General features: G+C 34.1%; 3 protein-coding genes. All 3 read left to right on the top strand.

What is annotated here, in order from left to right:
- Window positions 1–165 precede the first annotated feature (165 nt).
- Entirely contained in the window at window positions 166–1,272 is a 1,107-nt protein-coding gene (locus ACIPNH_RS03930; protein WP_400771848.1) for a D-alanyl-D-alanine carboxypeptidase family protein, read from the top strand.
- A 99-nt stretch (window positions 1,273–1,371) separates the two neighbouring features.
- The gene (locus ACIPNH_RS03925) at window positions 1,372–1,686 is read left to right on the top strand and encodes a DMT family transporter (RefSeq protein WP_010082606.1); all 315 of its coding nucleotides are present in this window, start codon (window positions 1,372–1,374) and stop codon (window positions 1,684–1,686) included.
- A 16-nt stretch (window positions 1,687–1,702) separates the two neighbouring features.
- Complete coding sequence (locus ACIPNH_RS03920; protein WP_006279756.1) at window positions 1,703–2,047, top strand: DMT family transporter; 345 nt, start codon at window positions 1,703–1,705, stop codon at window positions 2,045–2,047.
- Window positions 2,048–2,411: the final 364 nt, after the last annotated feature.

Raw genomic sequence — 2,411 nt, 5'->3', positions numbered from 1 at the left:
TTTTTTTGTCATTTAATCTGTACAGAGAAGATAAATAAATAGCTTCAGTTTCATGATAAGGGGGCTGGCGAGGTTTGTCAAGGAATTTTTATGCAAGAGATCTATTGAAATGCCCCTGTAAAATTATACTATTAATTAGTACACTATAAATTTAAAATTATAGATATGTTAAGCAGATTGGTAATTTTGCTATTAGTTTTTATACTTCCTTTTTCTTCATACTCATACCAGTTTAGAACCAAAGCAAAGCAAGCAGTAGTCTTAGATCTAGCTTCAGACTCGTTCATTTTTGACCATAATTCCGATGAAAAAATGGCCCCATCTTCAATGAGCAAGCTAATGACTTTATATATAGCCTTCGATTATCTAAAAGCTGGAATAATACACATGGAGGATAAATTTCGAGTAAGTAGAAAAGCGTGGGAAAGGAGAGGCTCTTCTATGTTTTTGAAAGAAGGTCAATCCGTTACGGTGAGGGAATTACTTGAAGGAATTACAATAGTCTCAGGCAATGATGCCTGCATAACACTAGCCGAGGGCATTGCAGGATCAGAAGAGAATTTTGTGGCTGAAATGAATGAAGTTGCACAAAACTTGAATCTGAATGACAGTCATTTTGTCAACTCAAGCGGGTGGCCAGATGAAGATCATTTTATGAACGCAAAAGACTTGGTAATGCTGGCAAAAAGGATTTTCACCGATTTTCCTGAATATTATGATTTATTTTCCGAACAATATTTGACATATAATGAAATTGTACAAAAGAATAAAAATCTTCTACTTTTTCACGATATTGGGGTTGATGGCTTAAAAACCGGTTATACAAATGCTGGTGGTTACGGCATTGTAGCATCTGCAAAACGAAATGATAGGAGAATTTTTGCTGTCGTAAATGGTTTAAACACTGAGAAAGAGCGAATAGAAGAAGCAAAAAGATTGATACAATATTCCTTAAATCATTTTAATACCAAGAAAATATTCGCTAAGGATAGCGTAGTTGAGGAAGTAAATGTTCTCTATGGAAAAGATAAAAAAGTGCCTATTACAGTTGCAAACGATGTTACCATAACTTACAACCGCAAATTGCATGACCAAATTAAGGTGCGTATTGAATATAAAAATATGATACCTGCACCCATTAAAAAAGGTCAAGAAGTGGGCGAAGTTTTTGTAGAAATACCAGGTATTGAGCAACAAACTACACCACTTTATGCAGCAAATGACGTGCAGGAATTGAATTTCGTAGAAAAGTTTTTTAGGATGTTGTTTTAAGTTTGATATTAAAGCAATTTCGAAAGAGAGATCTATTGCACTTTAGTGTAGTTTTAACTAACAATTTCTGTTACAATACAAGATTGAAGTGTTACGAAAATGTGCTGGTTATATTTGTTGCTGTCTAGTATCCTAGAGATACTGTGGGCTGTAACACTAAAGTTTAGTAACAGTTTTACTAAAGTTGTGCCTTCGATTGCAACATTGGTAATTATGATCATTAGCATTTACTTTTTATCTCTTGCAGCATGCTTTCTACCTATTAGAGTATGCTATGCAGTTTCCTCTGGAATATGCACAATTGGAATAACTATAATTGGTGCAACCACTTTCACAGAGAATATTAATTTATCTCAAGTTTTATGTATCGTTTTAATTGTAATAGGAAGCATAGGGCTGAAGCTCTCTATTTAAACCTAAAAATTTATGCATGAATTGGATATATTTACTCTTATCGTCACTAATTGAAGTGTTCTGGGTCATAACACTTAAGCATAGTTATGGATTTACTCATCTCGTACCATCAATAATTAGCATACTCTCCATGGCTCTTAGTACATATTTACTTTCGCTCGCTACACGTTCTATACCTATCGGAGTATGCTATGCAATTTGGACTGGAGTGGGCGCTATAGGAGCTTCGATACTTGGAGTTTACCTATTTGATGAACCAGTTAATTTATTCGAAGTAATATGCTTTATTTTAGTTACATTCGGGATTATAGGATTAAAATTGTTTGATACTGCAAAACAAACTGTTGATAAAATGGAATAAAAGATCCCACTGGGATGAAAGAAGCAGATACTCCATATTGTCATGCAAATTGGAATCCAGACTTTTTTCTATATAGCATGGTGAAGACGGGAAACCGTAACCGTTCACACAATGGCGTCAACTTAAGGAAAAATGTCAGAGATTGTGTATAAAATTTCTCTCCAAATTTTTTATCATTAAATTATCCAAAGAGTGCAAGGGACAGCACTTTTGTTTCTGTTTTATTTCAACAAAGAAGTCTAAAATGTGTCCTTTTTAGGTGAAATATGCAAAAAGGAAAAAACCTTATTCTACAAATTATAGCATTTCTCATAATAGTCCGAACAGGTCATAGGAAGGCAGAATCAACAGCACGACGAAAGGA

The sequence above is a fragment of the Wolbachia endosymbiont of Drosophila barbarae genome, from assembly GCF_044752445.1.
Classification (GTDB): Bacteria; Pseudomonadota; Alphaproteobacteria; order Rickettsiales; family Anaplasmataceae; genus Wolbachia; species Wolbachia pipientis.
This window is presented reverse-complemented; position numbering and strand designations above follow the sequence as displayed.